This window comes from Comamonas testosteroni ATCC 11996 (assembly GCF_000241525.1).
In the GTDB taxonomy this organism is placed as follows: Bacteria; Pseudomonadota; Gammaproteobacteria; order Burkholderiales; family Burkholderiaceae_C; genus Comamonas; species Comamonas testosteroni.
Genome location: NZ_AHIL01000055.1, coordinates 79,569 through 106,015, shown reverse-complemented (window position 1 = coordinate 106,015; position 26,447 = coordinate 79,569). Strand labels below are relative to the sequence as shown.

Sequence of the window (26,447 nt, the reverse complement as noted above, 5' to 3'; positions counted from 1 at the left end):
TGACATCGCTTGTCAATCAACAAATATAGACATGAAAGTATTCAGATTTATTGACTGGTGAGCGATGACAGCTCCTATTTTTAATGTGAATTTGTCTGCATCAGGCGCGGCCTGGCTGGCGCGCGCTAGTCGAGCTGCACGCCGGTTTCCTTGACCAGCTGGCTCCAGTCGTCCAGGTCCTGGCGCAGGGTCTGGGTGAATTGCTCGGGCGTGGTCAGCGGCAGGTCCGAGAAGTTGAGTTCGCGCATGCGCTGGATCAGGGCCGGGTCGCGCAGCGCGCGCAGCACCTGCTCGTTGAGCCGCGCGACGATGGCCGGCGGGGTCTTGGCCGGCGCGAAGATGCCGTACCACGAGTAGTTCTTGAATGGGTAGCCGGCCTCGGTCATGGAGGGCACCTCGGGCAGGGACGGCAGCCGCCCCGAGCTGCTGTGGGCCAGCGCCTTCACGCGGCCGGCCTTGACCAGTTCCACGGTGGAGGAGGTGTCGCCGAAGCCCGCATCCACCTGCCCGCCCATGATGTCCTGCACGCAGGGGCTGGAGCCCTTGTAGGGGATGTGGGTCATGGTGATGCCGGCCTGCTTCTTCAGGCTTTCCATGGTCAGGTGGCCGCCCGAGCCCAGGCCCCAGGAGCAGTAGTTGAGCGTGTCGGGATGAGCCTTGGCATAGCTCACGAATTCCTGCAGCGTTTTGACGGGCAGGTCCTTTCTGACCAGCAGCAGGTTGCCGCCGCGCCCGATCTGGGCGATGGGGACGAAGTCCCTGAGCGGGTCGTAGGGCAGCTTGCGGTAGAGGCTGGGGTTGACCGCCATGGTGGCCGCGTAGGTGAACAGCAGGCGGTAGCCGTCGGCCGGGGCCTTGGCCACGGAATCGACGCCGATGATGCCGTTGGCGCCGGGGCGATTGTCCACCACGAAGGGCTGCTTCATGGCCTTGCCCAGCGCGTCGGCGAACAGGCGGGCAATGGTGTCGGTGCCGCCGGCCGCCGCCGTGGGCACGATCAGGGTCACGGGCCGGCTGGGGTAGCCGGCGGTGCCTTGCGCATGGGCGGTGCCGCAGGTGGCGGAGGCCAGCGCTGCGGCGAGGGCCAGGCAGCGGCGCAGGTGGTACGGTTGAGGGTGCATGGATGTCTCCTGGATGGGACTGGCTAGCGGGAGGGCTAGCGGATGCCGAAGCGGCCCTGCGTGCCTTGCTCGATCATGTCGGCGCTGACTTTGTAGAGATTGCGCGATACATAGCTGGCGACCTGGGCCGCGCGCTCGCGCAGCCAGGCGGCCTTGAGGGCACGCGCCTGGGCGAGTTCGGGCGCGTCGCCATGGGCGGTGGCCAGCAGGTCGATGACGTGCAGGGCCAGTTGCCACTGGCCGGCGTCGGCCAGGGCCTGGGCGCTGGCGATGACGGCTGGCTTGTCGGTGATGGCCCGGGCCACGGCGGCGCCCACGGCTTCGGGCGGCTCGGGGTGCAGGGTGGTGGGATTGCGGTCCCACCAGCCGTTTTCCGAGCGGTAGATGTCGCGCACGATGTAGCTGGGGTCGCCATAGGTGGGTTTCATCCAGGGCACGCCGAACAGCTCCTCGGGGTAGTGCATCCGGGCCAGCACCTGCTGCTCGCCCAGACCCTGGTTCATGAGGCTGACCACTTCGGCGCGCAGCCAGCGCAGCGCGCGGGCCGTGTGGGTGAGCACCTTCTGCACTTCGGCCTCGCCCTCGATCAGGGGGCCGAATTCGCGCACGGCGATGCGCGGATCAAGCGCGGCCAGGGCTTCGAGCGTTCCGGCCCAGCGCACGGTGTCGCGCAGCGTGCGAAACGGCGTGCCGATGTTGGGAATGGAGTCCAGCAGCGCCGCGCCGCCGTAGATCACGCGCTGCGCGGGGCTCCACAGGGCGATGGCGTCGTCGGTCTCGGACGGAGCCCACAGCAGTTCGATGCGCTGCTCGCCGCTGCCTATGACCAGGCGCTGGTCAAAGGTCTCGGTGGGTTCGTGCATGGCCAGCCGGCGCTCGAAGAAGCCGGGTGAGCGGTTGAACTGCACTTCGGCCATGCGGTGCTGCAGGGCCTCGGTCTCGCGGTAGCGTGCGTGGCGGCGCAGCACGTTGCGGTGGGCGATGAGGCGGGGCGCGGGCTCGCCGCGCTGGCGCGCATGCTCCAGCCACTGAGGCACGCCGGCGTTGTAGCCGATGTGGCCGTGGCTGTAGCACAGCGCATGCACGGGGGCGTCGCTGAGCGCGCGCAGGCTGTCGATCATGCCCTGGGTGACGGAGCCGCCGGGTCCGGCGTCCACGACCACCAGGCCGGCGTCCGTCTCGGCCACGAAGGACTGGCCCTGGCCGCGCAGCATGTGCAGGCCAGGGGCCACGGTTTCGCTGCCCGTGCCCACGAGCAGGAAGGGCTTGTCGTCGTCTTTGCTGTCCATGTCAGGTCTCCTGTTCATCGTTCAGGCGCTGCAGCGGCGGCAGTGCGTAGCGCCCGTTCAGCATGTCGGTGCGCGGCAGGTAGGCGCGCAGGCAGAGGTAGAAGCGGCCTTCGGGCGCGGGCAGCCAGTTGGCGCGCGCGGTTTCACTGTGCGGCGCGGCGTGCTGTATGTGCAGGCTCAGGCCGCCGTCGGCGTCGCGGCGAAGGCCCGTGCTGCGGTCGCCTATGGCGTAGCGGTCCAGCGGGTTGTCCACCAGCATGTAGCTGCGCGCGTCGTACAGGGTGATGGACCAGAACGCGTCCACGGGCGGCAGGGCCCCGGGTGCGAAGCGCAGGCAGTAGCGCGAGCCGCCGTCCAGGGGCTGGCCCCGGGCATCGGTCCAGGCCATGGGGTAGACGGCTTCGCGCCCGTCCAGCATGCCTATGTACTTGAGCGCTACCTGGGCGCGGGTGGCGTAGTCGTCGCCGAAGCTGTCCATCACCAGCGGCGGCATGATCCAGCCCGAGGCCTGGCTCGTGCCGGACTGTGCGCTGCGCAGCTGCGGCAGCACGGCGTCCAGTGCCTGTTGCAGGACCGGGGCCTGCTCCTCGTGCGGCCCGGTGCAGCCGCTGCCCAGGCCCACGGCTGCAAAGCGCTCCACCAGTTCGCGCTGCGCCGCGGGCGGCGGATTCTCCCGCAGCGCGGCGTTGACCTGGGCAGCGAAGTGGGCTGCCGTGGCCGGGGCCTGGGGGTCGCAGTCCGGCGCAAAGGCGTGGGGTGCGGGCGCGACTGCCGCCTGGCCGGCCAGCCAGTCGGCCAGCGGGGCCATGCTGAAGCCGTCCTGCAGCGCATGCACGGCCGCCAGGTCCCGGGGGCCGTCCACCAGGATGCGGCCTATGATCCAGAGCCAGCGCGTGGGCGCCTGGATGTGGGCGCCGGGCGCATCGAAGCCCGCGGGCAGCGCGCCACTCCAGCCCGGCGGCGTAACCAGGAAGGAGCGCGCCTGGGTGCCGGTCAGGCGTGGGCCTATGTGGGCGAAGGGATTGGTGTAGAAGTCCAGCAGGCCCAGCACGTAGTAGCGCCCCGCGGTGTCGGGCACGTCGATGACCAGCGGTCCTGCGCCCAGGTCCAGCCAGGCATTGGTGTAGAGCGTGTCGTTGTTGGGTGTGACCACGCGGCTGGTGCCGGCGCGCAGCAGCTGGCGCGCGTGGGCGAACAGGTTGCACCAGCGCATGCCTTCGGGCGCGGCCAGGCCCGCCTCGGTGCGCCGGGGCGAGGTGGCCGCGCGCATGCGGCGCATCTCGTAGAGCGGGTAGGCCCAGGTCACGGCTTGCTCGGCCAGGGCCTGCAGTTCGGCGGCCGTTGAGGTGGCGGTGATGGCTGTCATGCGTGCACCGCCTGTACCTGCAGGGCGGGAATGCGCCAGCTCTGCACGCCGTCGCGCGGGTAGTACATGCGCAGTATCAGATAGAAGCGGCCGGAGGGGGCGGGCAGCCAGTTGGCAGTGCTGTTGTCAGGGCGCTCGTGGCCTATCCCGATCTCCAGGCTGCCGTCGGCGCCGAACTGAAGGTCTGGCGTGCGGTCGCCGATGGCGTGGCGGCGGATGTCGTTGGGGTAGAGAAAGCGGTCGCTGTCATACAGCGTCACGGACCAGAAGGCATCGGCCGGAGGCAGGTCGCCCGCTTCGAAGCGCATCACATAGCGCTGCTGGCCGTTGAGCGGCTCGAGGTCGGTGTCGTAGTGCGAGGCGGAGTAGATGGCCTCGGTGGTGGCCAGTGCGCCCAGGCCCAGGTAGGCGGTGCGGGCGCGGATCAGGAAGTGGCTGCCGTAGCGGCCGGTATTGGTCGTCATGGTCCACGGCCGGGGACGGCGGTTGCTGCCCATGGCCGCCACGGTCTGCACGCCGTCGGCAAAGCCTTCGATGAGGCCGGCGCGCGTGGGATCGTCCAGCGCCTCCCAGGAAAAAGGCACGCCGGGCACCAGGCCGGCCTGGCCCAGCCAGGCGAGCAGGCCGCGGTCCTCGATGCGGCCGGGGGCCTCGGCCAGCGCCTGGCAGAGATTGGTGAAAAAGCGCGGCGCCACCTGCTGCGCGGGCTCGCCGTTCTCGAAGGCTGCGGCCATGGCGTCCACGGGATCGCCGCACCAGTGCTCGATGGCAGCGGGGCGTCCTTGGGGCACGGTGCCGGGCGCGGGCTCCAGGCGTATCTCCGACTGCAGAGCGCGCGCTGCGGGCCAGTCGCTCTCGTCGCCTGCGAGGATGCGGCCTATCAGCCAGACCAGGTGGGTGGGGCAGTGCACCGCGCGCAGATGGGACATCGATGCCGGCACCTGGCCGCCGGGGCCGAGCAGGACCACGGTCTCGCCTTCGGGATTGCAGTTGCGCGGACCCAGGTTCTCGAAGTTCTCGGTATAGGCGTCGTACAGCGGCAGCACGAAGTAGCGCCCCGGATGGCGGGCCGAGGACGGAATGGTCAGCAGCATGGGGCCGCCTTCCAGGTTCAGCCAGGCCATGGAATACAGCAGGTCGTTGGCCGGAGTGACCACGTCGCGGTCCTCGTGGGTGGAGGGGCGCGGCGCATGGTGCAGCGTGTTCATGGGCGCGCGCACATCCGAGCCGGCCGAGCTGCCGGGGCGCAGCCGCGCCTGCTCGGCGGTCTGCAGGGCGCAGGTGCGGTAGGTCTCGGTGAGCGGGTAGCCGTAGACGAAGGCGGCCTGGCCTATGGAGCGGGCCAGGGCCTGGCGCGTCTGCTGCAGGGTCGTGGTGGACTGTGTCATGGAATCTACCTTTGCAAAAGGAACAGGAAGGCGTTCGGGGAAAGAGTGCGGGGCTTCAGTTCGGCTGCACGCCGGTGGACTGGGTCAGCGCAATGGCGACGGGCAGGTAGGACTGGTAGTCGCTGGCGGCCTGGGCGGGCGTGTTGCCTATGGGGTCGGCCCCCATTTCCTGCAGGCGGCGCAGCATCTCGGGCTGTCGGACCACCACGGCCACTTCGCGGCCTATGCGCTCGACGATGGCGTCGGGCGTCTTGGCCGGAGCCATCAGCGAGGTGGGCGCCATGAAGGTGTAGACGTCGTCCCTGAAGCCCTGTTCGGCAAAGGTGGGGACGTCGGGCAGGGCGGTGGCGCGGCTGGTGCCGGGCACGGCCAGGGCGCGCAGCCGGCCGGACTCGATATAGGGCTTGAGCGTGGAGATGGAGGCCGAGGTCATCTGGATCATGCCGCTGATGAGGTCGGAGACCATGGGGCTTTCGCCCTTGTAGGCGGCGTGAAGTACCTTGACGCCGTACTTGCGCTCCATGAAGGCCTGTATCTGGTGCGGCTGCGTGCCCGCGCCCCAGGAGCCCATGGCGTAGTCGCCGGGCGCCTTGCGCACCAGCTCGATCAGCTCGGCAAAGGTCCTGGCAGGCACGGAGGAGTGCACGGCCATGACGGTGCGCTGGCCGGCCACGTCCGAGACCATGCGCAGGTCGGTGCGCGGGTCGTAGGGCAGCTTCTTGTACAGCACCAGGTTGGCGGCGATGGGGCCGGGCACGGTCAGCAGCAGGGTGTAGCCGTCGGCAGCGCTCTTGACCACGTAGTCCGTGCCAATGATGCCGCCCGCGCCGCTGCGGTTTTCCACGATGACGGGCTGGCCCAGGCGCTTGGACAGGCCGTCGCCCAGGGTGCGCGCGAGGATGTCGGAGGAGCCGCCGGCCGCGAACTGCACGATGATGCGCACGGGCCGGCTGGGGTAGCTGCCCTGGGCGCGTGCGGCGGCCGGAGCCAGGGCGAATACGGGAGCAAGTGCGGGAGCCAGGCCCGCCAGATGCAGCAGGCAGCTGCGCCGGGACAGGCCTGTGTTGCCGGTGGTGGAACCGGCTGCGCAGCTGCCTGCAGGCAGGCCCTGCATGGCGCCGTCGTTGCGGCCGCCAGCGGCCGGGGCTTGGGTGTGATGGGTCTTCATGCGAATCCTTGGGTTGGGGCAGAGGACATGCGGGCCGCGCTCAGCGGGCTGGGACTGTGCAGCGGTCGGCGCCTATCACCAGCGCATCGACCGCCACGCAGCCGCCCTGCTCCCGGGGCAGGGCGATCAGCGGGTTGATCTCGGCGCTGGACAGGGTGTCGCCGCAGCGCTGGGCAAAGTCGGCCAGGGCCACCAGCGCATCGGCCAGCGCCTGCAGGTCCGCGGGCGGCTTGCCGCGCGCGCCGGCCAGGATGGGGAAGGTGCGCAGCTCCTGCACCATGGCCAGGGCATCGTCCCTGGTGATGGGCAGTGCGCGCAGCGACACGTCGCGCAGGATTTCGACGTGGATGCCGCCCAGGCCGAACATCAGCACCGGGCCGAACACCGGATCGCGGTGCACGCCGGCAATGCATTCGACGCCGCCGTGCACCATGCGCGCGGCCAGCGCTCCGTCCAGCTGCGCTTCGGGTCGTGCCTGGCGCGCACTGGCGAGAATGCGCTCGAAGGCGGCGCCCGCATCCATGGCCGTGCGCAGGTTCAGCGCCACGCCGCCGACCTCGGACTTGTGCGCGATGTCGGCGCTGGCCACCTTCAGCGCAATGGTGCCGCCCAGGGCCTGCACGGCCTGCGCCGCCTGCTGCTGGGTGCGCACCAGCTGGTGGGGCACCACGGGCATGCCGGCCTTGGCCAGCAGTTCCATGCTGCGGGCTTCGGACAGGCTGCCCGCGGGCAGCTGCAGCGCGGGCTGGGCCGGGCAAGCCGACGGCAGCGGCGCGGCGCGCGGCGCATCGGCCAGCGAGGCCAGGGCGCCTATGCAGCGTATGGCCGCGCTGGGGTCCGAGAACACCAGGCAGCCCAGGGCTTCCATCTCGGCGCGGCGCGCGTCGGAGCACAGCGTGCAGATGGCCAGCAGCGTGTCGGGGTGGGCGGCGCGCAGCTTTTCCACCAGGCAGCGCAGCACGGCCCAGAACGCGTCGGACAGGCCGCCCGCGGCGAAAAATCCCAGCCAGCTCGCGAAGTTCCGGTCGTGCATCATCAGCTCGGCGCTGCGCTCGAGCAGGGTGACGTCGTTGGTGACCTGGCCCGTGATGTCCACGGGGTTGCGTGGCGCGGCAAACGGCACCCATTCGAGCAACTGGCGCTGTGCGGCCTCGGACAGGGGCTGCACGTCGAGACCGGCGGCGCTGGCGTCGTCGGCCATCATGGCTCCCACGCCGCCAGAGACGGTGAGCAGGCCCAGGGAGCGGTTGCGCGGAATCGGCGCGATGGAGGCGCTGGCCGCCAGCGCGAAGAAGTCGCTGATGGTGTGTGCGCGCAGCACGCCGTACTGGCGGAACACGGCGTCATAGACGGCATCGTTGCCGGCCAGCGATGCCGTATGCGAGGCGGCCGCAGCCGCGCCCAGCTCGCTGGTGCCCACCTTGAACATGATCACGGGCTTGCCGCGCTCGCGCGCCAGCGCCAGGGCCGCGCGCAGGCGCTCGCCGTCGCGGCAGCCCTCCATGTAGGCCATGATGACATCGGTCTCCGGATCGCGGGCCAGCCAGGCCAGGCCGTCGGCCAGCTGCACGTCGGCTTCGTTGCCCGTGGTCGCCCACAGGGACAGGCCCAGACCGCGCTCGCGCGCCATGCTGTAGGCATAGGCTCCAAAGGCCCCGGACTGACTGACCAGGCCTATGCGCCCGGGTTTGACGCGGCCTGCATTGGGGGCGGGCGAGAAGGTGGCATAGGTCTGGTGGCCGGGGCGCATGAAGCCCAGGCAGTTGGGGCCTATGAGACGTATGCCGGCTGCGCGGGCGCGTTCCTGCAGGGCCTGCTGAGCCTCCGCGCCTTCAGCGCCGGTCTCGGCAAAGCCCGACGAGAACAGCACCATGGAGCGCACGCGGGCCGCAGCCGCGTCCTCGAGTACCGCAGTCACATGGGCCTGGGGCACGGCCACGATGGCCAGATCCACGGGCTCGGGGATGTCGGTCAGCCGCGCGTGGGCGGACAGGCCCTGCACCGTGTCTGCGCGTGGGTTCACGGCATGCAGGCGGCCCGCGTAGCCGAAGCGCAGCAGGTAGTCGAGAGGAATGCCGCCTATGCGCTGCGGCGAGTCGGTGGCGCCGACGACGGCGATGGAGCGTGGCGAGAACAGGGCATCCAGCCCGGCGAAATCGAAGTCCATTGATGGTTGCATGAAGTTCCTCTGTCAGAAGTTGTGGCGAACGCCCAGTGCCAGCGAACGCACGCCGTTGCCGCTATCAGCCACCACGGGCACATTGGCGATGGATACCGAGGAGCCGCCCGCGTTGCTCAGTTGCAGCCAGCGCGCGTACAGCGTGGTGCGCTTGCTCAGGTAGTGGTCGTAGCCCAGGGTCCAGGCGGTCTGGCGGCGTTGGGAGCCGTCGACCTTGCGGCGTGCCACCGACAGCAGCGCCCTGGAGGTGAAGGTCGCGCTCCACTCCGTGCCCAGCTGCAGGAGGCGGGCGTCGCCCGTACCGGCCTGGTTCACGCTGGCGCGGCTGTAGCTGCCGCTCAGGCGCAGCTGAGGCATGGCCTCCCAGCTGGCCACCAGCGTCTGGTAGCGGCTGGTGCGCGGCGTGGCCACGGGCGCTGCAGCGCTGCCTTCTGTGGAGTTCTGGACGCTGTAGGCCATGAAGAAGGGCTTCTGGTTCCAGCCCACGGTGCCGCCGTAGAGCCGGGCGTTGTTGCTGTTGGGCGAGGGCACCTCGCCGAAGGAGTAGGCCAGGTCCAGCACCCAGGGCTGGCCCTCGGGAAGGCGGTAGCGCACGAGATTGCTGCCGCGCGCTGCAAAGGCCTTCAGGAGCGGCTGGCCGTCGGTGCTATAGCCGAGGTTGGTGGGAGAGAACAGCGAATTCATGCCGAACGGATCGGCGCGGAACAGGGCACTGAACATGGGCGTGTACATGCGGCCCATATCGACGTGGCCCCAGGGTGCGCTCAGGCCGATGAAGGACTGGCGGGTGAAGGCCAGGGAAGGACCGGGAATGGTGCCCATGCCGGTGTCCGGAGTGACGCCTGCCTCGAGCAGGAAGCGGGCGCGCCAGCCGCCGCCCAGCTCCTCGACGCCGCGAAGGCCTATGCGCGAGGCGGCGCTGCCGCCGTCCTCCAGGCGTGTCAGCCGCGTGGCCCCCGATCGGGCGCTGTTGAGATGGACGTCCATGACGCCGAAGATCTCCACGCTGCTCTGCGCCCAGGCGGCACTGCCGAATATGGCCCAGCCTGCGGCGGCCAGCCGTTGCTTGTGCTTCACGATATGTCTCCTGTGTTTGTGCTTTTGCACGGGCGCACAGCCTTGCGCTGCGGTGTGACTGCTACTATCCGAACCAGTGCGGTTGGCACTCTGTCAACGCTTTGACAATTGGCGGCACTCGAGCCCGGGACTAACCCGGAGCCTGTTTCCCGCGCACACAGATCCATGCCTCGCAAACACCACCCCGCAGACAATTCCGTGGCGCTGATACGGCGTGCCCTGAGGCTGTGCCCGCTGATGAGGCACTGGCCGGATGACGTGCTGGACGAAGTGGTGGCCGTGGCGCGGCTGAGGCGCTATGACAAGCGAACGCCTCTCATGGTCGGCGAGCGATCGCGCCGCGAGGTGCTGGTGGTGGCTTCGGGGCGTCTGGCGGTGGAGGGCGTGGATGCGGCGGGCGTGCGCTTCGTGCTGTCGCTGCACGGCCCCGGAGAGATCGTGAGCCTGGTGCGCATGCTGGGCAACACCTGCTTCGTCTATCACTTCGTGGTGCAGGAGGGCACGGTGCTCGTGCACCTGCCGGGAGGGGCGTTCATGACCGTGCTGGATGCGCATCCGGCGCTGTGGCGCGATGTCTGCATGCTGGTACTGGAGCGCCTGCATGAGCAGATCGCCACCCAGCAGCGCCGGGCTCTGGGCCATACCGCCAACCATGTGGCCGATGCGCTGGCGCGGCTGGCGCTGATCCACGGCAAGGCCGTCGAAGGCGGGCAGGCCGTGAGCCTGCGCATCTCGCAGGGCGATCTGGCGGCCATGGTGGCGGTCTCGCGCCAGACCGTGAACAAGGAGTTGCGCACGCTGGAGCAGATGGGCGTGATCAAAGCGGCCTACGGGCGCGTGACCATCCACGACCTCGAAGCCCTGCGCCAGGCGGCCGGCGGCTGATCCGCCTGTGGCGCGTGCTGTGCCGGCCTCAGCGGGGTGCCGCTTGCGGCGCGGGGCGCATCAGCGTGCTCTGGCCGAACAGGCTTTGCACCAGGTCCACCACCAGCTCCGCCGTCTGGTTGCGCAGGTCCAGCGCCGGGTTGAGCTCCACAATGTCCAGTGAGGCAAGACGGCCGGTATCGGCAATCATTTCCATGCACAGCTGGGCCTCGCGATAGGTGGGGCCGCCGCGTACCGGCGTGCCGGTGCCGGGAGCAATGTCAGGATCGAGAAAGTCCACATCAAAGCTCAGATGCAGGTGGATGTCCCTGTCGTTGCGTCCCAGCAAGGTGAGCAGTGCCCTGCGCATCACTTCACGCATTCCCAGCTCGTCGATGGCCCGCATGTCGTAGACCTCCAGCCCCAGCTCTCGGATCATGTGCTTTTCGCTCTCGTCCACGCTGCGCAGGCCAATCTGACAGAACGATGAGGCGGGCAGAGCGGGAGTCGTGCCCGACAGCGAGGCCAGCTCCGTCGGCCCCAGTCCGCAGAGGCTTGACACCGGCATGCCGTGCAGATTGCCCGTGGGCGAGCTTTCGGGGGTGTTGCAGTCCGAGTGAGCATCCAGCCAGAGCACGCGCAGCTGCTTGCCCGTGGCGCGACAATGGCGGGCCACGGCGCTGATGGAGCCTGTGGCAAGCGTATGGTCGCCACCCAGCAGTATGGGCAGCCGGTTTTGCTGCAGCACCTGCAGTACCGCGTCATGGGCGATCCGGTTCCAGCTCAGGCATTCGGCCAGATTGCGCAGACCCTGGGCATCGCGCGCGCCACGCGGGTTGGCGGGGCCGCTCAGATTGCCCAGATCGCTGACCTGCACGCCCAGCCGTTCAAGGGCTGGCCCGAGCTGGGCCACACGCAGGGCATCGGGCCCCATGGCCGCGCCAAGGCGCGAGGCACCGATATCGGTGGGCAGACCGATCAGTGTGGACGATGTGTATGCCATGAGCCGCTCCGCTTCAGGCCGTCTTACGGGCCGCAAGATTGATGATCTGGGGATTCGATGCCTGCCTCACCATGGCAAACAGATCCTTGGGGTCGGCGAGCTCCGGCACCAGCTCGATCTGAGACAGCAGGCCCGCGCCTTGCGCCAGGCTGTGCATGGTGCGCAGCGCCGAGTAGTCCTCCAGTGCGAAGCCCACGGAGTCGAACAAGGTGATCTGGGCGTCCGATGTCCGGCCCGGCGCCAGCTTCTGCAGCACGCGCCACAGCTCGGTCACGGCAAAGTCGGTCGGCATTTGCTGCAGCTCGCCCTCGATGCGCGTCTGCGGCTCGTACTCGACAAAGACCTGCGCGCGCTGCAGGGCGCTGGCATCGAACTCAGTCTTGCCGGGGCAATCTCCGCCCACCGCATTGATATGCATGCCGGGCTCCAGCAGGTGGCCGGGGATGATGGTGGCGCGGGTCTTGTCGGCGGTGGCGGTGGTCACGATGTCGGTGCCGGCCACTGCGTCCCGCACGCTGGTGCAGACGATGGCCGTGGCAGAGAAGCCGGGCAGAAACGGCTGCAGGTTGCGCAGCAGCTTTTGCGAGGCGGCCGGGTCGATGTCGAACAGGCGCAGCTCGCGCACGCCCAGCAGCTCCATGAAGGCCAGAGCCTGAAATTCACTTTGCGAGCCATTGCCGATCAGTGCCATGCTGCGGTTGCCGGCGCGCGCCAGATGGCGCGCGGCCATGGCGGATGTGGCGGCAGTGCGCAAGGCCGTGGTCAGCGTCAGCTCGCTGACAAAGCGCGGCATGCCGGTGGCGACATCGGCCAGCGCGCCGAAGGCCATCACCGTAGGCAGTCCCAGACGCGGATTGTGCGGGTGGCCGTTGACGTATTTGAAGGCGTAGTCCCGCGCATCGGCCACCGGCATCAGCTCGATCACGCCGCTGGCGGAATGGGCGGCTGTGCGCGCGCTTTTGTCGAAGTCCTGCCAGCGGCCGAAGTCGGCCTCCAGGGCTTGGCTGATCAGGCGTAGCACCTGGGTGATGCCGATGCGCGCGACCAGCCGGGCAGCGTCGCTGGCGCTGAGAAAGTCGGTGCGCAATGGTGTGCCGGCGAGAGCTTGAGGAACAGACATGAGACCTCCTCCTTGGCTTCATTTTTGAGGATTTCAGCGCCAAATGCCAGAGAAATGCCTGGGAAATACCCAAGAGGTGGACCCATGACTGCGCTGTGCGCAGGTCCGGGGCAGGGCACGAATGGGTTTGAGTGCGGGCCTGTCGACAGCGAAGATGGGACAATGTCGGCCATGACTCAGACCATCACGATTACCCGCCCCGATGACTGGCACTTGCATGTGCGCGATGGCGATGCCATGCGCTGCGTGGTGCCGCACACTGCCCGCCAGATGGGCCGTGCCATCATCATGCCCAACCTCAAGCCCCCGGTCACCACGGCAGAGATGGCGCAGGACTACCGCGCCCGCATTCTGTCGGCCGTGCCTGCAGGCAGCCAGTTCCAGCCGCTGATGACGCTGTATCTGACAGACAACCTGGGGCCTCAGGAAATCGTGCGAGCCAAGGCGGCCGGCGTGGTGGCCTGCAAGCTTTATCCCGCAGGTGCCACGACCAACTCCGACCATGGCGTGACCGATCTGCGCAAGATCTACCCGACGCTGCAGGCCATGCAGCGCGAAGGCCTGGTGCTGCTGGTGCACGGTGAAGTGACCGACCAGAGCATCGACCTTTTCGACCGCGAAGCCGTGTTCATCGAGCAGCAGCTCAAGCCTCTGCGCCAGGATTTCCCCGAGCTCAAGATCGTCATGGAGCATGTGACGACCAAGGAAGCCGCCGAGTACGTGGCCGCAGCCGATGATTTCCTGGCTGCGACCATCACGCCCCAGCATTTGCTGTTCAACCGCAACGCCATCTTCCTGGGCGGCGTGCGTCCGCACTTCTATTGCCTTCCGGTTCTGAAGCGCGAAACCCATCGCCTGGCACTGGTGCAGGCCGCCACCAGCGGCAGCCGCAAGTTCTTCCTGGGCACGGACAGCGCTCCTCACGCCGCTCATCTGAAGGAAGCCGCGACCGGCTGCGCCGGCTGCTACAGCGCCCACGCCGCCATCGAGATGTATGCCGAGGTGTTCGACGGCGTCGGCGCCCTGGACAAGCTCGAAGCCTTTGCGTCCTTCAACGGAGCCGACTTCTACGGCCTGCCCCGCAACACCGACACCATCACCCTGGTCAAGGAAAGCTGGACGCCACCAGTGAGCTTTGAATACGGCGAAGGGGCGCAGCTCAAGCCTCTGCGCTTTGGCGAAGCCCTGCCCTGGAAGATGCTGGATTAAAAACAGTAGCTGCAAGCGCCTGTGTTCACTTGAATCACAGGTGTTTTCGGTCTGAAATCAATAAAGGAGTTGCGCAAGCTGCTCCTTTTTTAATTTGGCTTTGAGCATGGCCTCGGTTAGGCTTGGCCAAACAGCGCTCAGGAGATTGCATGCCCAACGATGTCCAGCCCAAGATTGCCTTGCTGATCGATGCGGACAACGCGCCCGCAGAGATGATTGACGAGATATTGACCGAGCTGTCCACCTTCGGCCTGATCAATATCCGCCGTGCCTATGGCAACTGGACCAAGGCCGGTCTGCATGGCTGGCAGAGCAAGCTGCTCGAATATGCCGTGCGGCCCATGCAGCAGTTCGATTACTCCAAGGGCAAGAACGCGACCGATATGGCCATGACGGTGGATGCCATGGAGCTGCTCTATACCGAAAAGCCCGATGCCTTCGGCATCGTCTCCTCGGATGCCGACTTCACCCCGCTGGTCATGCATTTGCGCGCCAAGGGCGCTGCTGTCTATGGATTCGGGGCGGAGCAGACGCCCAGGGCTTTCGTCAATGCCTGCTCGCGCTTTCTGTATTTCGATGCGCTCAAGGAGCTGGGCGACGGCATTGTCAGCCGCAGCGAACGCCGCGAGGCTCTGGAGGCCGAAGCCGTGCCGCGTGCCGTTCCCGCGGCAAGCCAGCCGCAGGGATCGAACCCCAACGCCGGCAATGGCCGGGTGGCTGGCGGCACCGGTGTGGCCGCACCCGCCTGCACCACGCTGCGCGTGCCTTCGCACATGCTCAAGGAAGACAGGCAGCTCATTGCCATGCTGCGCGATGCCGTCAAGGCCACCCAGGACGAGGCCGGCTGGGCGCGTGTGGCTGCGGTGGGTACGCATATCGGCAACAAGCTGTCGTTTGATGCACGCAACTATGGCTATGCCTCGCTGACCAAGCTCATGGCCGCGACCCAGGTGTTCGAGCTGCGCGACGAAGGCACGGCCCGCGTGGCGGTGCGCGATCTGCGTGGGCATCAGGACGAGGTGCTGCCTTGATGCAGTCAGCGGATTGGGCCATTGACTGGCAGGCGCCCTGGCTGGCCTCGCTGCAGGTGCTGGGCCGTCAGGTGCATGACCGGGTGCAGGGCGGTGTCGGCGTGGCCCGGGCCTTGCAGGAGGTGGCTGCCGCTCACGGACTGCTGCCGGGCTGGCAGTTCGTCGATCAGCTGCAGCTGCCTGCCGGTCAGGCCTATGAGGCATTTATCCACAGCCAGCGCAGCATTCCCACGCGCGACAATCTGCACGACTTCTTCAACGGCCTGATCTGGCTGCACTGGCCGCTGCTCAAGCAACGGCTCAACGCGCTGCAGGCGGCCGAGATAGCGCGCCAGGGCGTGGGGGCGCAGCGCGGGCGATTGCGCGACTCGATCACGGTGTTGGACGAAAACGGCGGCCTGCTGCTGGCGCCTCAGGCACTGTGCGATGCGCTGCGCGACAAGCGCTGGCAGGAGCTGTTCGTGGCCCGGCGTGCGCTATGGCAGCAGGCGCGCTTCCTTCCCATAGGCCATGCCCTGCTGGAAAAGCTGGTTCAGCCGCGCAAGGCCATCACCGCACATGTGATCTGCGTGCCGCTGGAGCAGGCGCCGCGCCTGGCATCGCCGGCCGAGGCCGACGGCTGGCTGGACGATCAGTTGCGGACCCAGTCTTGTAATCTGGCCAGCAAGCCCTATCTACCAATTCCCATATTGGGAATCCCGGACTGGTGCCTGCAGAACCAGAACTTTTCCTTCTATGATGACTCTCTAGTTTTCCGAGCCCCACGTACCGCACAAACAACACAACAACGGGTACTGCCAGAAAGAGAACTGGCTTGATGCGCATTCGTCCTGCACAGGCGGTGCCTCAGGGGTTCTGGCCATTTTGTCCCCTGTGTGGAGTACACCCTCGATGAAACGTATTGCCTTATTTCTATTGACCAATATCGCCGTGGTGGCGGTATTGGGCATCGTCGCCAGCTTGCTGGGCGTCAACCGCTACCTCACTGCCAACGGCCTCAATCTGGGCGCCCTGCTGGGCTTTGCCTTCATCATGGGCTTTGGCGGCGCCATCATCTCGCTGCTGATCTCCAAACCCATGGCCAAGTGGACATCGGGCGTGCAGGTCATCAACGAGCCGCGCAACGCCGATGAGGCATGGATCGTCAATACCGTGCGCGGCTTTGCCGAGAAGGCCGGTATCGGCATGCCAGAGGTCGGCATCTATGAAGGCGAGCCCAACGCCTTTGCGACCGGCGCCTTCAAGAACTCGGCCCTGGTGGCCGTGTCCACAGGGCTGCTCGAAGGCATGACGCGTGAAGAGGTCGAGGCCGTGATCGGTCACGAAGTGGCCCACATCGCCAATGGCGACATGGTGACCATGACGCTGATCCAGGGCGTGATGAACACCTTTGTGGTCTTCCTCTCGCGTGTGATCGGCTATGCGGTCGACTCCTTCCTGCGCCGCAACGACGAGCAAAGCTCCGGCCCCGGCATTGGCTACATGATCACCACCGTGGTGCTGGATATCTTGCTGGGCTTTGTCGCCGCCATGATCGTGGCCTGGTTCTCGCGCCAGCGCGAGTTCCGTGCCGACGCGGGTGCCGCACAGCTCATGGGTCGCAAGCAGCCCATGATGAATGCGCTGGCCCGTCTGGGCGGCATGCATCCGGGCGAGCTGCCCAAGAGCGTAGCTGCCATGGGTATTGCCGGCGGCATCGGCCAGCTGTTCTCCACCCACCCGCCCATCGAGCAGCGCATTGCTGCACTGCAAAACGCCCGATAAGCGTACACATGTGTAAACGGCAGTAGCCGGTCTTTACCGCTGCTTCACAAGCCCCTGTCAACAACTGGCAGGGGCTTTTGCGTTGTAGGAGCATCTACATGTCCCCCGGACTTTCAGGAGTTGTGATGTCCTTCATCTCTCAAACCATGACCCGCCGTCTGCTGCCGGCCTTGCTGCTGGGCGGCTCGGCGGCCCTGCTTACGGGCTGTGTGGTGGCCCCGGCCTATCCGGCTTATGGAACCGAGGTGGTCGCGGGCGACGTCTATGCACCCATGGCCCCGCCTCCCCTGATCAACGAGGTGATTCCGGTGGCTCCCTCGCCGGCCTATGTCTGGATCGGCGGCTCCTGGGGCTGGGGCGGCGGACGCTACAACTGGCGTCCCGGTCGCTGGGCCATGCCGCCACGTCCCGGCTACGGCTGGCATGACGGGGGCTGGAACCATGGCCCTGGCGGCTGGCATCATGGCGGTGGTCATTGGGGGCCGCGCCGCTGAGGGCGTCCGCTAGGTGACAAGAGATGGCACAAGCCCGCTAGGCGGGCCATGCCGGCATCGCTAGAGTCGGATGCAGGAGGTTTGCCGTGAATCCTGCTCTTGTCACCCGCCGCGAAGGCGCTGTTCTTGTTCTCTCCAACAACAATCAGGCCGCGCGCAATGCGCTGTCGCCCGAGTATTACCACGCGGTCATGGAAGCGCTGCGTGCGGCCGGCACCGATGCCTCGGTGGCCGCCGTGATCCTCACGGGCGAGGGTGGTCATTTCTGCGCTGGCGGCGATCTGAACCAGCTGGCGACGCGGCGCGAGATGCCGCTGGCCGAACGCCGTCTCAGGCTCGAGGATCTCAACCATCTGATGCGTGCCATACGCGACTGCCCCAAGCCCGTGATCGCGGCGGTGGAGGGCGCTGCTGCGGGTGCGGGCCTGTCTCTGGCCATGGCTTGCGACATGCTGGTGGCGGCAAGGTCGGCGGTTTTCTCGGTGGCCTATGTGAAGGTCGGCCTCACCCCCGACGGTGGGGCGACGTCGTTTCTGGCCGAGTTCATGTCCCGCCAGTTGCTGACCGAGCTTTGCCTGACGGGCGAGCGCATCAGCGGCGAGCGCATGCATGCGTATGGCTGCATCAACCGTTTGACGGAGCCGGGCCAGGCCTTGGCCCAGGCGCTGGAGCTGGCCCAGCAACTGGCCCAGGGGCCGGAGGTCGCGACTGCGCGTATCAAGGCACTGTGCCGGGTAGCTCACAGCCACAGCCTGGAGCAGCAGCTGGCGCTGGAGGCCGACCATATGGTCGAGGCCCAGGGCAGCGAGGAGTCCCGCGAGGGCATTGCGGCCTTTCTGGAAAAGCGTGCGCCCGACTTTGCCAGGCTGCGTGGAGCCTGACAGGTCGTTCCCAGCAGCTTAGCGAACCGTGTAGTTGAGCTGGAACATCACGCCGGCATTGCCCAGCACATTGATCTGGGCTCCCCAGTTCCGATTGAAGTCATAGCCCACGGCCGGAATGGCCGTGATGCCCCAGCCATGCCGGTTGTTGAACGGGATCTTCTTGTTGTACGGAAACTTGTAGCCGTGAATGATGCCGCCCGTGACCTTGAAGAACAGGCCCGGTGTGCTGTCAAACGGCCTGAAGCGCCAGCCGTAATAGGCGTACTGGCTGGGCTGACCGAATGAATTCCTGAAATAGGCAAAGCCTGCGATATGGCGTTCGTCCAGCTCCTTCTCGGCCTGGATCAGCCAGACATAGGCATGCTTTTGTTCGTCAGGCTCGAAATCGTTTTCCTTTTTGGCATCGGAGAAATGCCAGTCCAGGGGCGCGTAGCCAAACATCCAGCCCGACAGTGCAGAGGGCTTGTCGGCGGCAGTGTCTGCCGCAGCAGCTAGATCACTGGTTTGTGCGCCGGCACTGGCGGCAGCCAGCCAGCAGGCCAGTCCCAGGGCTGCAGAAGCAGGTGCGAGTCGCAGAGGCAGAGGTTTCATGGTGACGCTTGGCGTGCGATGAAGCCCTCAGCGTACCGATGCCAAGCCTGGTGCACTGTCAGTCAGCGTCCAAAAACTTGTAAGAGCCATGACCTCCGGTGTGCTCACGCCCCTCAAAGGCAGCCAGCCGGGGGCTGACATACCTGGGGAGCAACGAGAGGCAAGCCGCGTGGCTTACAGGGCTCCGCCCGAGCCGCGGGCGCCCGAGGAGGGGACTTCGACTCCGAGAATCGCCGCCGCCACGGCTTCGCCGACCTTGATGCCGTCCACACCGGCCGACAGAATACCGCCCGCGTAGCTGGCACCTTCGCCAGCTGGGTACAGGCCGCGCGTGTTGTCGCTCTGGAAGTCTGCTCCGCGGCCGATCTTGACGGGGGACGAGGTGCGGGTTTCCACACCGGTCAGCACTGCATCCTTCATGTCGTAGCCGCGAATCTTCTTGCCAAAGGCGGGCAGGGCCTCGCGCATGGCTTCGATCGCATAGGCGGGCAGGGCCTGGTGCAGATCGCCGAGGCTGATGCCGGGCTTGTAGGAGGGCTGAACTTCGCCAAATTCGGTGGATGGCTTGCCAGTCACAAAGTCGCCAACGAGCTGGCCGGGCGCGCTGTAGTTCTGGCCCCCGAGCACATAGGCTTGGGATTCCAGCTGGCGCTGCAGCACAATGCCGGAGAGCGGGTGATGTTCACCCTTTTGCAGCTTTTCGACGCCGAAGGTCTTGCCGTCGAAGGCCCAGGCAAAGCTCTCGGCATCCTGCGGGTAGTCCTCGGGGCTGATGGCGCAGACCATGCCGGCATTGGCATTGCGCTCGGCGCGTGAATACTGGCTCATGCCGTTGGTGACGACGCGCCCGGGTTCGCTGGTCGCTGCCACCACGGTGCCGCCCGGGCACATGCAAAAGCTATAGACGGCGCGGCCGTTTTTGGCATGGTGCACCAGCTTGTAGTCGGCAGCGCCCAGCAGCGGGTGGCCGGCATCCTTGCCCCAGCGGGCGCGGTCGATCACGCTTTGCGGATGTTCGATGCGAAAGCCCACAGAGAAGGGCTTGGCCTCCATGGCCACGCCGCGCTCGTAGAACATGGCAAAAGTGTCGCGCGAGCTGTGGCCCAGAGCCATCACGGCATGGTGGGTGGGCAGCGCATAGCTTTGGCCCGTGGCCTGGTCGAGCACCTGCAGGCCGACCAGCTGGCGCTGGCCGTCGACTTCTTCGATCTGTACGTCGGTCACGCGCTGCTCGAAGCGGATTTCGCCGCCCAGGCGCACGATTTCCTCGCGAATGCCTTCGACCAGCTTGACCAGCTTGAAAGTGCCGATGTGGGGGTGAGCCGCATAGAGAATTTCGGGCGGCGCACCATAGGTCACGAACTCGGTGAGCACCTTGCGGCCCAGATGGCGCGGGTCCTTGATCTGGCTGTAGAGCTTGCCGTCGGAGAAGGTGCCGGCGCCGCCTTCGCCGTACTGCACATTGGACTCGGGCGTCAGCTCGCGCTTGCGCCACAGCCGCCAGGTGTCCTTGGTGCGCTCGCGCACGGTCTTGCCGCGTTCCAGCACGATGGGCTTGAAGCCCATCTGGGCCAGCACCAGCCCGGCAAACATGCCGCAGGGGCCAAAGCCCACGACCACGGGGCGCTCGTTCATATCCGCCGGGGCCTGGCCCACGGGCTTCCAGCTCATGTCGGGCGTGGGATTGACATGGGGATGGTCGGCAAACTGCGTCAGCAGCGCGGCCTCCTGGCTTTCGTCGGCCAACGTGATGTCGACGATGTAGACGGCCAGCAGTTCCGCCTTGCGCGCATCGAAGCTGCGCTTGTGCACATGCAGCTTGGCAATGGCGGAGGATGGAATCCCCAGACGCTCGGCCGCAAGCTGCGTGAGCTTGTCCGTGGGCTGGTATTCGGTGTGGTTCTCGGGATGGTATTCAACCGCCGAGAGAGGGAGTTTGAGTTCTGCGATCCGGATCATGGCTTGTACCTATCAAGCAAGGGTCTGGATGGTAAGCCAAAGCCTTTGGGCCGGCTTGGCGCGGGCTGGGTGACCTTGGCGCCTGATCGGTGAAACTATCAGAAACCGTAGCGTATGACGCTTTACAGAAAAGGCATGGAGAGCATTTTTGTATAGCATCGGTAAAGATGCGGCAGCCGCTGGCTGCGTAGGCGGCTGCGGCGCTAGCATGGTGCGATTCACAGACGAGTCCTTATCGCCCATGACCCAGCTGCACTCCTCATCAGAAACGCTTGTACCAGCCGCGTGCACAACCTCGCGCAGAAGCTGGCTGCGGCAATCCGCAGCCCTGCTGGGGGCACTGCCCTTCATGCCATTGCCCGGTCGTGCCGCGCCCGCTGCAATCGGTGCGGCAGCAGCGCCGGCCGCGGCCAGCGCGGCGAAAGCCGCTGCTCCCTGGCTCAGCGGCGGTACCAAGGCCATCACCGCTGCCGTGCGCGGCATCAATCCATTTGCTGCCGCCGGGCTGGCGGGCGGTTGCCGCCTGACCTGCGAGGCCACCATAGGCCCCTGTCATACGTTGTCGCCTGAGCGCATGGATGTCAGCGATGGATGGAATGGCCTGCCGCTGCATATGCAGATTCGCGTGGTCAACGAGCGCTGTGAGCCGGTGGCGGGCACGATTGTGGAGATCTGGCATACCAATCACACGGGCGGTTACTCGGGCCAGATTCACCGCATGTGCAACAACGATGCCGCCGATGTGAACAAGCAGTTCTTTCGCGGCTATCAGCGCACCGACGGCAATGGCGTGGCGCGCTTCGACAGCTGCTACCCCGGCTGGTATCGAGGCCGTGCCGTGCATGTGCACTTTCGCATTCTGCAAGGCAGCTACGACCCGGCGGACAGCGCTGCATCGTGGCTGACCAGCCAGCTGTTGTTCAGCGATGCGCTCAACAGCGAAATCTTTGCGCAGGCGCCACTCTACAAGGACAAGGGCCAGCCCGATACCCGCCTGGATGTGGACAACGTGGTCGGGCAGGAGCCGGACAAGACGCCTTATGTCTTCGATGTGCAGAACCTGGGCGGGGTGATGCTGGCATCGAAGACCGTGGTGGTGCGCAGCGACAGTGCCGACAAGCTCTGCCAGGTCAAGGGCTCCATGCCGCCGGGCGGCCCAGGTGGGCCTGGAGGCCCGGGGCGGCCCGGCGGCATGCGGCCTCCGCGCCCGGGCATGATGCCGCCACCTCCGCCCGGCACCTGAACCAGGCTTTAGATCACCAGTCTGGAGTAGCCGATTCCGGCCGCTTTTTCCACGCGGATCTGCGCCGGAATGCGCTCCTTGAGGGCTTCCACATGGCTGATGACGCCAATCATCTTGCCGCTGGCGTTGAGTGCGTCTAGCGCGGCCAGGGCCATCTCCAGCGTGTCGCCGTCCAGCGTGCCGAAGCCTTCGTCCAGGAATAGCGAATCGATCGAGGTCTTGCTGCTGACCAGATCGGACAGTGCCAGTGCCAGTGCCAGGCTGACGAGAAAGGCCTCGCCGCCGGAGAGCGTGCGCGTGTCGCGCGCCACATCGCCCTGCCAGCCGTCCACGATGTCCAGCTCCAGCTCGCCCGTGGGCTTGCGCCGCAGCAGATAGCGACCGTGCAGGCGCTCCAGGTGCCGGTTGGCCAGATGCAGCAGATGGTCTAGCGTCAGCCCCTGTGCAAATTTGCGGAACTTGTCGCCCTTGGCGGAGCCGATCAGGCTGTCCAGCCGCTGCCACAGGTCGCTGTCTTTTTCCTGCTCGGCAATCTGGGCCAGCAAGGCCTGCTGGCCAGCGCGGCGGTCATCGTCATCTTTGAGGCGGGCGCGGTGTGCGCCCAGTTGTTCGGCCTGCTGGGTGCGTTCGGCCTCCAGTTGCGTGATCTGATCGCTGATGCTCTCGGGCGCTTCGGCGCTGAGCGCCTGGGCCTGCAGCTCGGCCAGGCGCTGGCTGGCGTCGGCCTGCAAGGTGGCCGCGCGTTGTGCCGCGCCCTGAAGCTGGTCGCTCAGTGCCTGCAGACCTTGCTGTTCGGCATCGGACAGCAGGGCTGCGCTGTACTGCGCTTCGTCGGAGAACGGGCTGGCCTGCAGCGCCTGCTGCCATTCGAGCAGGGTCTGCTGAGTGGATTGCTGCAACTGCTCGAGCGTGGCTTGTGCCTGGCTTTCCTGACCTTGCAGCGTGGCCAGTTGCTGCGCAGTCTGCTCGAGCAGAACTCTGCAGTCCTGCAGCGTGGCGGCGGGTGGCGCTGTACAGGCGGTGGCTTCGGCGGGCAGATCGGGCAGGGCCTGGCTGCGTTGCTGCCAGTGCTCGGCATCCTCTGCGGCCTGCACGACCTGGCGTTGCAGCAGGTCGATCTGCTGGGTCAGCTCTTGCATTGCCTGTTGCTGGCGCTGCCATTGCTGCCATTCCTGCTGTCGTGCAGCCAGCCAGTGAGCGGTGTCCGCGCTGTCGGGCAATGCGTAGCCTGTCGTTTGCAGAGCAAGCTGCAAGCGATTTTGCAGGTCGCCGGCCTGCTGTATCAAGGCTTGCAGTGCCTGGTCGGTCTGCTGCTGCTGCGTCAGATTGTTCTGCAGAGCCTGCTGGGTGCTGGCCTGTGCATGCTCGATCTGCCGCTGGTGTTGCACAGCCGCCTGGCAGGCGTCCTTGGCCTGTTGCAGCTGACGTTCGGCGGCCTCGGCATCGGCCAGGCTCTGCTGCAGCTGCGCAATCTGCTGCCCGGCTTCAGCGCAAGCGGTGCGCAGTGCATCGGGCTGTTGCCATGCGGCCTCATCCAGCGGCACTGCGCTCTGCGCGCGCAAGTCAGCCCAGCGTGCCAGCCATTTCTCGATCTGCTGGGCAATGACCTGGTGCTGCTCCTGCTGCTGGTGCCGCTGACCCTGGGCAGTGGCCAGCGCGGTGTTCAGCTGCTCGCCCTGGCGCTGCAGCAACTCGAGTTCGCTATGTGCTTGCTGCAGCGCAGCGGCAGTGGCCGATACATCCAGCGTGGCGTATTCGGTGATGGCTGGGTGCTCGTGCGATCCGCACAGCGGGCAGGCTTCGCCGGGCTGCAGCGCGGCGCGGTGCTCTTGAAGGCTTTGGATGAGGCGCTCCTGGTCAAGCAGGGTTTGCTTGTCGGCCACCTTGTCCTTGAGCGCCTTGTACTGCGCACGCAAGTCATCGCGCTGTTCAAGCTGCTGCTGAATGCGGGCTTCAACGGAGCTCAGCGCCTGCGCATTGCGCTGCTGCTGCACGTCCAGGGGCTGGCGCAGCGCCGCATGCTCCTGCAACAGCTGCCAGTGATGCAGTTGGCGCTGTGCGTTTTGCCAGTGGCTGCGCAGCTGAGGCAGACTGCCATGCATGGCCAGCTGCTGCTGCAGGTCTTGTTCAGCGGCCTGTTGCTGTTGCAGCGCCAGGGCGGCTTGCCGTGTCGACTGCGTGCCTTGCTGTGTCTGTGCCTCGGCTTGCTGCTGCAGCTGCAGGGCGACCTGCTGCAACTGCATTGCCTGCGCTTTTGTCTGAGCGGCTTGCTGCTGCAGTTGCTGGCCTTGCTGCAGCTGCTCGCGCCAGCCGCTGAGGTTCTCGCCCAGCAGGGCGTGGCTGGCATGGACCTGCAGCCATGCGGCCAGATCAGCCTGCTGATTCTGTGCAGACTCCAGCTGCAGCCTTGACTGCTGCCGCTGCGCGTCAGCCAATTGCCGGGCCTGTTGGTGTTGGTGCCATTGCGCGCTTTGGGCTTGCAGCCGCAGGGTGTGCAGTTGCTGCAATCGCGCGGCCTGTTCGCTTTGCTGGTCTTGTGCCAGTTGCCAGCGATGGTGCATGGGCTGGATTGCCTGCGCAGGTCCGTGGGCCTGCAGGCGCAGTAAATCGTGCGCGGCATCATTCAGCGCTTGCCGGGCTTTCTCTTGTTCACTGCGAGCCTCTTGCACTGCCTGCATGGCCTGCATGGTTTGCGCCTGCCAGCGTTGTACGGTTTGCAGCTGCTGGTGGCGTGCCTGCAGATCCGTCAAGCCGGTTTGCAGCAGTGCCGCCTGGGATTGCAGCTGCTCGCGCGTGCCTGCATCCAGCAACTGCATGCCCTGTGCCTGGGCCTGTTGCTTTTCCAGGGCCTGGCGGGCGTCGCGCGCTCTCTCGAACACGGACTGCGAGATGCGGCCGTAGATATCGGTGCCGGTCAGCTCTTCGAGCAGCTCGGCACGCTCATTGGCCGTGGCCTGCAAGAAGGCGGCAAAGCCGCCCTGGGCCAACAGCATGGACTTGGTAAAGCGCGCAAAGTCCAGCCCGGTGATCTCGGCGATGCGCCGGGTTTTGTCCTTGACGTGGGTGGTGAGTATGCTGCCGTCCGCCACCAGTGCCAGCTCCACCCTGGGCGCTTGCAGGGCTGCGTCGGGCTTGCCGCGCGCGCGGCGCTGACTCCAGAAGGCGCGGTAGGCCACGCCCTTGACTTCGAACTCCACCTCGGCTTCGCACTCGCCGGTGTGGCGCGTCATGATGTCGTTGCTGCCGCTGATGGTGTCGAGGCGTGGCGTCTGGTGGTAGAGAGCAAGGCAGATGGCATCGAGCAGCGTGGACTTGCCCGCGCCCGTGGCTCCGGTGATGGCAAACAGGCCGTTGTCGGCAAAGGGGGCGACGGTGAAGTCCACGCTCCACTCGCCCTTGAGCGAGTTCAGATTCTTCAGGCGCAGTTTGAGAATTCTCATGCCGCTGCTCCTTGCTCGTCGTGGAGGCCGTGCAGCACCTGTTGATAGCGCTCGGTCAGCGCCGATTGCAGCGGCGGCTCCAGGCTCTCCTGGGCCAGTCGACGCGCAAACACATCGAGCGGAGTGAGTTCATCCAGTGACTCGCGGGCCTCGCCGGACAGCAGTGCCGCAGCCTGGCCGCGCTGGCGCTTGATGCGCAGAATCTCCACGGGCAGTGACTCGGCCATGGCCTGCACGCGCGCCGTGAGGTCGGACAGGTAGTCGTCTTCCTGCACCGTCACCTCCAGCCAGACCGGCCGATCGGCTTGTGCCAGGGCCGAGGCAGATTCCAGCAAGGCAGACATCTGCGCCAGAGTGCCGGCGATGGAGGCCATGGGCTGGAACACCGGCACGGGCAGGGCGGTGACGGTCTGCAGTCCGTCGGCATTCAGATCCACCAGCAGTACCTGCTTGGTCTGCCTGGCTTCGTCAAAGCCCAGGGCGATGGGAGAGCCGCTGTAGCGAATGTGATCGAGCCCGCCGACGAGCTGTGGCTTGTGGATATGGCCAAGGGCGATATAGCAGGCTGGCGGGAAAGCATTGGTCGGAAAAGCCTCCAGTGCGCCCACATAGATTTCACGTACCGATTCATTGCTGCTGGCGCCCACCGTGGTCAGATGGCCGGTGGCAATGATGGGCAGCAGTTCGCCCTGGCTGGCCTGCATCGCCTGTTGCTGCTGCAGGGCTGCGGCATATACGCGCTGGTAGGTGGCAGCTATCGCGGTTTGCAGTGTCTGCTGCTTGTCCTGTGCGCTTTGCCCGGCCTGGCTTTGCTGCACATCACGCGGGCGGATGAAGGGCAGGGCGCAGACGATGCAGCCCGGCCTGCGCGCCGTGCCGCGCTGCGGCAACGTGACCACATGCCGGGCTTCGTCGCCGGTCGAGCTGACCACCTGGGCGCCCAGGTAGGTCAGCAGCTCGCGGCTTTCATCGAGCACGCTGACCGAGTCATGATTGCCCGCCAGTATCAGCAAGGCCGCGCCTGCGTCGTGCAGGCGCACGATGAGCTGGTTGTACAGCTCGCGCGCATAGCTGGGCGGGGCTCCGGTGTCGAAGATGTCGCCGGCGATCAGCACGGCATCCACGCAATGGGTCTGGACCTGGGTGAGCAACCAGTCGATCAGGGCCTGATGCTCGGTCTGGCGGCTGCGGCCCATGAAGTGCTGGCCCAGATGCCAGTCGGAGGTATGGAGAAGACGCATGCGGCGATGGTATGCC

At 66.5% G+C, this 26,447-nt stretch carries 21 protein-coding genes; 8 read left to right on the top strand and 13 right to left on the bottom strand.

Features of this window, described 5'->3' with window-relative positions:
• Positions 1 to 125 precede the first annotated feature (125 nt).
• The 7 genes from CTATCC11996_RS23350 to CTATCC11996_RS23320 form a co-directional block, all read right to left on the bottom strand.
• Complete coding sequence (locus tag CTATCC11996_RS23350; protein ID WP_003081250.1) at positions 126 to 1,121, bottom strand: Bug family tripartite tricarboxylate transporter substrate binding protein; 996 nt, start codon at positions 1,119 to 1,121, stop codon at positions 126 to 128.
• A gap of 35 nt (positions 1,122 to 1,156) precedes the next feature.
• The gene (locus tag CTATCC11996_RS23345) at positions 1,157 to 2,410 is read right to left on the bottom strand and encodes an alkyl sulfatase dimerization domain-containing protein (RefSeq protein ID WP_003081248.1); all 1,254 of its coding nucleotides are present in this window, start codon (positions 2,408 to 2,410) and stop codon (positions 1,157 to 1,159) included.
• 1 nt (position 2,411) lies between these two features.
• Complete coding sequence (locus tag CTATCC11996_RS23340; RefSeq protein ID WP_003081245.1) at positions 2,412 to 3,776, bottom strand: DUF1254 domain-containing protein; 1,365 nt, start codon at positions 3,774 to 3,776, stop codon at positions 2,412 to 2,414.
• Positions 3,773 to 5,164 (bottom strand): DUF1254 domain-containing protein, encoded by a 1,392-nt coding sequence (locus CTATCC11996_RS23335; RefSeq protein ID WP_003081243.1) that lies wholly within the window; start codon positions 5,162 to 5,164, stop codon positions 3,773 to 3,775. Before CTATCC11996_RS23335 ends, CTATCC11996_RS23340 begins: the two co-directional genes overlap by 4 nt.
• A gap of 55 nt (positions 5,165 to 5,219) precedes the next feature.
• Positions 5,220 to 6,278 carry a Bug family tripartite tricarboxylate transporter substrate binding protein gene (locus tag CTATCC11996_RS23330; protein ID WP_115597223.1) on the bottom strand — a complete coding sequence of 353 codons (1,059 nt, stop codon included), beginning with the start codon at positions 6,276 to 6,278 and terminating at the stop codon, positions 5,220 to 5,222.
• A gap of 94 nt (positions 6,279 to 6,372) precedes the next feature.
• On the bottom strand, positions 6,373 to 8,511 hold the full coding sequence (locus CTATCC11996_RS23325; protein WP_034350183.1) for an acetate--CoA ligase family protein: 2,139 nt from the start codon (positions 8,509 to 8,511) through the stop codon (positions 6,373 to 6,375).
• A 12-nt stretch (positions 8,512 to 8,523) separates the two neighbouring features.
• Positions 8,524 to 9,588 (bottom strand): porin, encoded by a 1,065-nt coding sequence (locus CTATCC11996_RS23320; RefSeq protein ID WP_003081236.1) that lies wholly within the window; start codon positions 9,586 to 9,588, stop codon positions 8,524 to 8,526.
• Between the two features lie 165 nt (positions 9,589 to 9,753).
• Here CTATCC11996_RS23320 and CTATCC11996_RS23315 point away from each other — a divergent pair, with 165 nt between their 5' ends.
• Positions 9,754 to 10,473 carry a Crp/Fnr family transcriptional regulator gene (locus tag CTATCC11996_RS23315; RefSeq protein WP_034350181.1) on the top strand — a complete coding sequence of 240 codons (720 nt, stop codon included), beginning with the start codon at positions 9,754 to 9,756 and terminating at the stop codon, positions 10,471 to 10,473.
• Between the two features lie 28 nt (positions 10,474 to 10,501).
• On the opposite strand, the gene rocF is transcribed toward CTATCC11996_RS23315, so the two are convergent.
• Together rocF and CTATCC11996_RS23305 are read right to left on the bottom strand one after the other, a co-directional pair.
• Complete coding sequence (rocF, locus tag CTATCC11996_RS23310; protein WP_003081233.1) at positions 10,502 to 11,455, bottom strand: arginase; 954 nt, start codon at positions 11,453 to 11,455, stop codon at positions 10,502 to 10,504.
• A gap of 13 nt (positions 11,456 to 11,468) precedes the next feature.
• On the bottom strand, positions 11,469 to 12,575 hold the full coding sequence (locus CTATCC11996_RS23305) for an ornithine cyclodeaminase (RefSeq protein ID WP_003081232.1): 1,107 nt from the start codon (positions 12,573 to 12,575) through the stop codon (positions 11,469 to 11,471).
• A gap of 162 nt (positions 12,576 to 12,737) precedes the next feature.
• On the opposite strand from CTATCC11996_RS23305, the gene pyrC reads away from it, so the two are divergent.
• The 6 genes from pyrC (at position 12,738) to CTATCC11996_RS23275 (ending at position 17,954) form a co-directional block, all read left to right on the top strand.
• The gene (gene pyrC, locus CTATCC11996_RS23300; RefSeq protein WP_034350178.1) at positions 12,738 to 13,784 is read left to right on the top strand and encodes a dihydroorotase; all 1,047 of its coding nucleotides are present in this window, start codon (positions 12,738 to 12,740) and stop codon (positions 13,782 to 13,784) included.
• A gap of 149 nt (positions 13,785 to 13,933) precedes the next feature.
• Positions 13,934 to 14,815: an NYN domain-containing protein gene (locus CTATCC11996_RS23295; RefSeq protein ID WP_003081226.1), complete on the top strand. Its 882-nt coding sequence runs from the start codon at positions 13,934 to 13,936 to the stop codon at positions 14,813 to 14,815.
• Positions 14,815 to 15,633, top strand: a complete 819-nt coding sequence (locus CTATCC11996_RS23290; RefSeq protein WP_003081224.1) for a DUF3025 domain-containing protein — start codon at positions 14,815 to 14,817, stop codon at positions 15,631 to 15,633. The genes CTATCC11996_RS23295 and CTATCC11996_RS23290 overlap by 1 nt, the downstream gene beginning before the upstream one ends.
• 73 nt (positions 15,634 to 15,706) lie before the next feature.
• Positions 15,707 to 16,579 carry a protease HtpX gene (gene htpX, locus CTATCC11996_RS23285; protein WP_003068113.1) on the top strand — a complete coding sequence of 291 codons (873 nt, stop codon included), beginning with the start codon at positions 15,707 to 15,709 and terminating at the stop codon, positions 16,577 to 16,579.
• Between the two features lie 125 nt (positions 16,580 to 16,704).
• A complete protein-coding gene (locus tag CTATCC11996_RS23280) occupies positions 16,705 to 17,073 on the top strand; it encodes a YXWGXW repeat-containing protein (RefSeq protein ID WP_003081221.1) in 369 nt (122 codons plus the stop codon).
• A gap of 86 nt (positions 17,074 to 17,159) precedes the next feature.
• Complete coding sequence (locus CTATCC11996_RS23275; protein WP_003081219.1) at positions 17,160 to 17,954, top strand: oxepin-CoA hydrolase, alternative type; 795 nt, start codon at positions 17,160 to 17,162, stop codon at positions 17,952 to 17,954.
• An 18-nt stretch (positions 17,955 to 17,972) separates the two neighbouring features.
• Here the strand turns inward: CTATCC11996_RS23275 and CTATCC11996_RS23270 are convergent, their stop codons facing one another.
• Both CTATCC11996_RS23270 and CTATCC11996_RS23265 read right to left on the bottom strand, forming a co-directional pair.
• On the bottom strand, positions 17,973 to 18,548 hold the full coding sequence (locus CTATCC11996_RS23270; RefSeq protein ID WP_003081217.1) for a hypothetical protein: 576 nt from the start codon (positions 18,546 to 18,548) through the stop codon (positions 17,973 to 17,975).
• A 174-nt stretch (positions 18,549 to 18,722) separates the two neighbouring features.
• Entirely contained in the window at positions 18,723 to 20,507 is a 1,785-nt protein-coding gene (locus CTATCC11996_RS23265) for an NAD(P)/FAD-dependent oxidoreductase (RefSeq protein WP_003081215.1), read from the bottom strand.
• A 241-nt stretch (positions 20,508 to 20,748) separates the two neighbouring features.
• On the opposite strand from CTATCC11996_RS23265, the gene CTATCC11996_RS23260 reads away from it, so the two are divergent.
• Complete coding sequence (locus tag CTATCC11996_RS23260; RefSeq protein ID WP_003081213.1) at positions 20,749 to 21,750, top strand: dioxygenase family protein; 1,002 nt, start codon at positions 20,749 to 20,751, stop codon at positions 21,748 to 21,750.
• A gap of 8 nt (positions 21,751 to 21,758) precedes the next feature.
• Here the strand turns inward: CTATCC11996_RS23260 and CTATCC11996_RS23255 are convergent, their stop codons facing one another.
• Both CTATCC11996_RS23255 and sbcD read right to left on the bottom strand, forming a co-directional pair.
• Complete coding sequence (locus CTATCC11996_RS23255; RefSeq protein WP_003081211.1) at positions 21,759 to 25,190, bottom strand: AAA family ATPase; 3,432 nt, start codon at positions 25,188 to 25,190, stop codon at positions 21,759 to 21,761.
• Positions 25,187 to 26,431: an exonuclease subunit SbcD gene (gene sbcD, locus CTATCC11996_RS23250; RefSeq protein ID WP_003081208.1), complete on the bottom strand. Its 1,245-nt coding sequence runs from the start codon at positions 26,429 to 26,431 to the stop codon at positions 25,187 to 25,189. Before sbcD ends, CTATCC11996_RS23255 begins: the two co-directional genes overlap by 4 nt.
• Positions 26,432 to 26,447 lie beyond the last annotated feature (16 nt).

Excerpts from the sequence above, each read along its gene's own strand:
- CTATCC11996_RS23350 (WP_003081250.1), bottom strand. The coding sequence starts at position 1,121 with ATGCACCCTCAACCGTACCACCTGCGCCGCTGCCTGGCCCTCGCCGCA.
- CTATCC11996_RS23345 (WP_003081248.1), bottom strand. The coding sequence starts at position 2,410 with ATGGACAGCAAAGACGACGACAAGCCCTTCCTGCTCGTGGGCACGGGC.
- CTATCC11996_RS23340 (WP_003081245.1), bottom strand. The coding sequence starts at position 3,776 with ATGACAGCCATCACCGCCACCTCAACGGCCGCCGAACTGCAGGCCCTG.
- CTATCC11996_RS23335 (WP_003081243.1), bottom strand. The coding sequence starts at position 5,164 with ATGACACAGTCCACCACGACCCTGCAGCAGACGCGCCAGGCCCTGGCC.
- CTATCC11996_RS23330 (WP_115597223.1), bottom strand. The coding sequence starts at position 6,278 with ATGCAGGGCCTGCCTGCAGGCAGCTGCGCAGCCGGTTCCACCACCGGC.
- CTATCC11996_RS23325 (WP_034350183.1), bottom strand. The coding sequence starts at position 8,511 with ATGCAACCATCAATGGACTTCGATTTCGCCGGGCTGGATGCCCTGTTC.
- CTATCC11996_RS23315 (WP_034350181.1), top strand. The coding sequence starts at position 9,754 with ATGCCTCGCAAACACCACCCCGCAGACAATTCCGTGGCGCTGATACGG.
- rocF (WP_003081233.1), bottom strand. The coding sequence starts at position 11,455 with ATGGCATACACATCGTCCACACTGATCGGTCTGCCCACCGATATCGGT.
- CTATCC11996_RS23305 (WP_003081232.1), bottom strand. The coding sequence starts at position 12,575 with ATGTCTGTTCCTCAAGCTCTCGCCGGCACACCATTGCGCACCGACTTT.
- pyrC (WP_034350178.1), top strand. The coding sequence starts at position 12,738 with ATGTCGGCCATGACTCAGACCATCACGATTACCCGCCCCGATGACTGG.
- CTATCC11996_RS23295 (WP_003081226.1), top strand. The coding sequence starts at position 13,934 with ATGCCCAACGATGTCCAGCCCAAGATTGCCTTGCTGATCGATGCGGAC.
- CTATCC11996_RS23290 (WP_003081224.1), top strand. The coding sequence starts at position 14,815 with ATGCAGTCAGCGGATTGGGCCATTGACTGGCAGGCGCCCTGGCTGGCC.
- htpX (WP_003068113.1), top strand. The coding sequence starts at position 15,707 with ATGAAACGTATTGCCTTATTTCTATTGACCAATATCGCCGTGGTGGCG.
- CTATCC11996_RS23280 (WP_003081221.1), top strand. The coding sequence starts at position 16,705 with ATGTCCTTCATCTCTCAAACCATGACCCGCCGTCTGCTGCCGGCCTTG.
- CTATCC11996_RS23270 (WP_003081217.1), bottom strand. The coding sequence starts at position 18,548 with ATGAAACCTCTGCCTCTGCGACTCGCACCTGCTTCTGCAGCCCTGGGA.
- CTATCC11996_RS23265 (WP_003081215.1), bottom strand. The coding sequence starts at position 20,507 with ATGATCCGGATCGCAGAACTCAAACTCCCTCTCTCGGCGGTTGAATAC.
- CTATCC11996_RS23260 (WP_003081213.1), top strand. The coding sequence starts at position 20,749 with ATGACCCAGCTGCACTCCTCATCAGAAACGCTTGTACCAGCCGCGTGC.
- CTATCC11996_RS23255 (WP_003081211.1), bottom strand. The coding sequence starts at position 25,190 with ATGAGAATTCTCAAACTGCGCCTGAAGAATCTGAACTCGCTCAAGGGC.
- sbcD (WP_003081208.1), bottom strand. The coding sequence starts at position 26,431 with ATGCGTCTTCTCCATACCTCCGACTGGCATCTGGGCCAGCACTTCATG.